The sequence below is a fragment of the Streptomyces sp. MnatMP-M17 genome, from assembly GCF_900091995.1.
In the GTDB taxonomy this organism is placed as follows: domain Bacteria; phylum Actinomycetota; class Actinomycetes; order Streptomycetales; family Streptomycetaceae; genus Streptomyces.
On sequence record NZ_FMDK01000806.1, the window covers coordinates 1 to 2,096 of the forward strand.

Annotated in this window: 2 protein-coding genes and 1 pseudogene; 2 read left to right on the top strand and 1 reads right to left on the bottom strand. The window is 70.8% G+C overall.

The features are described 5' to 3' along the window. Both GA0115259_RS30990 and GA0115259_RS30995 read left to right on the top strand, forming a co-directional pair. Positions 1–300, top strand: a 300-nt coding sequence (locus GA0115259_RS30990; protein WP_141716764.1) for a GNAT family N-acetyltransferase, incomplete at its 5' end; no start/stop codon positions are given. 17 nt (positions 301–317) lie between these two features. Beyond that, a complete protein-coding gene (locus tag GA0115259_RS30995; protein ID WP_093603151.1) occupies positions 318–1,172 on the top strand; it encodes a transglutaminase family protein in 855 nt (284 codons plus the stop codon). 73 nt (positions 1,173–1,245) lie between these two features. On the opposite strand, the pseudogene GA0115259_RS31000 reads toward GA0115259_RS30995, so the two are convergent. After that, positions 1,246–2,096 (bottom strand): annotated as a pseudogene (locus GA0115259_RS31000) (hypothetical protein); the annotation flags it as partial.

The following is a 2,096-nucleotide window of genomic DNA, read 5'->3' on the forward strand; positions in this document are numbered from 1 at the left end:
GCCGCTGGCCCTTCGGTGTGGTTCGCCTCGGTACCCGGACCGGCGGACGTACCCGCGGCCATCGGCCGGTGTGTGGTCGACGGACGCTGGGCGGGATTCATGGCGGTGGAGGTCGATCCGGCCCGGCGTCGCCAGGGCCTGGCGACGGCCGTGATGACCGCGCTCGCCCGGCGAGCGCTGGAGGAAGGCGCGTCCGCCGCCTGGCTCCAGGTGGAGTCGGACAACACCGGCGCGCGGGCGCTGTATGACGCGATGGGCTTCGCCGTCCATCACAGCTATCACTACTTCCGATCGCCCTGAGCGGGTACGAGGCCGATATGCGACCGGAATCCGTCGACCCGCGCCACCGCTTCGCGCTGGAGGCCCGCGCGGACCGTCCCGACCTGGCGACGCTCTGTCTGCTCGTGGGCGCCGAGGCCGATCCCGCCCTGGGCGAGGCCGGTATCGACGCGGCCCAGGCCGAACTGGACCGGCTGGCCGGACTGCTGCCCTTCGGTGTGCTCGGAGCGCGCGCCTGGGCGGTGGCGCTCGCGGAACTGCTCGGCGAGCGCTGCGGCTTCGAGGGCTCTCCGGCCGAGTACCAGCGGCTCGACTCCTCGCTGCTGCCGGTGGTGCTACGGCGTCGGCGCGGACTGCCCATCCTGCTCTCGGTGGTGTGGATGGAGGTCGCGCGCCGGGCCGGAGCGCCGGTGTACGGAGTGGCCCTGCCCGGCCATTTCGTGGTCGGCTTCGGCGATCCGGGCGATCCCGGCGAACGGATCCTCGCCGATCCCTTCTCCGGCGGACGGCTGCTGACCAGCGCGGACACGGCACTGCTGGTGAGCGGTGCCACGGGCGTGACACCGGCGGACACGGCACTGGACGACGCCCTGTTCGCTCCGGCCGATCCGCTCGACATCGTCCTGCGCGTCCTGAACAACATCCGCGCCTGGGCGGCCACCCGGCCCGAGCGCACCGATGTGGCGCTGTGGGCGGTCGAACTCTCCCTGCTGCTGCCCGCGCACCCGGCCAGACTGCGCTACGACCGTGCCCAACTCCTCGTCCAGCGTGGCGAGTTCCTCCAGGGCGCGACGGAGATGGAGGAGTACGCGGAGGTGGTGGCGGCGGTCGAGCCCTCCACGGCGGAGGCGATCCGCCGCCGGGCCCGGGCCGCACGGGCGATGCTCAACTGACCACCGGCGCCGGACACACCGGAGCCCTCGTCCGGAAAGGGACGAGGGCTCCGAGAAAGCCAAGCCGACAGGCCTAGCTGGGATCGAGATCGATCACCTGGGTGCGCTCGGCGGGTGTGGTGCCGAGCAGTGCCTTCTGCATCGCCTGGGCGACATCGTCGGCGGAGACGGGATGCTGCTTGCCGTCGCCCTTGGTGATCGTGATGCCGTCGAATACGCCTTCCAGCAGCTCCTCGATGGCCTTCTTGTCGTAGACCTCCACCAGCCGGCCGTCGATCGCCTTCATGGAGAGGATCTTCGGCAGCGACTTGGCGGGACCGAACTGGATCTGCTTGTCGCCCGCCTTGATCGTGATCAGATCGGACATCGCGGGCTTGGCGAACTCGTTCATCGCCCGGTCCAGCTCCGCCTGTGTGATCGTCGGATCGCGAGGAGCGATGGGCAGCTCGACGGTGTTCGTACGGCCCGTCTGGACCTGGGAGCGGTAGGCGTCCCGTACCGAGATGATCGAGTGGCTGACATCGAGCGACTGGCCCGACTTGCCCGGTACGGCGACGGCCCGGCCCGGCTCGAACTTGATCGTTCCTTCGGTGGCCGAGCCCGAGACACCGGCCAGATCGGTCAGTGCCGCGCTGAGCTTCTCCTGGTCGACCGGGATCACCGGCTGGGCGATCCGCTGGCCGCCGAAGAGCGAGCCGATCACCGAGACCGGGTTGTAGTCGCTGCCGGCCGCGTCACGGACAGTCGCCTGGCTGTCCAGGCTGAGGCCCGCCTTGTCCGGGGAGAGCTCCTCGGTCTTGCCGCCGACGCTGAGCAGCAGCGGCGCGGAGGCACGCTTGCCGAGGGCCGCGTCGAGCTTGATCACCGCCGCGTCGCGGGTGCCGCCGCCGATGTCGACGCCGAGGACGGTGGTGCCCTTCGGTA

What these genes read in the sequence shown, in the direction of transcription:
- GA0115259_RS30995 (WP_093603151.1), top strand. Translation starts at nt 318, where the DNA reads ATGCGACCGGAATCCGTCGACCCGCGCCACCGCTTCGCGCTGGAGGCC.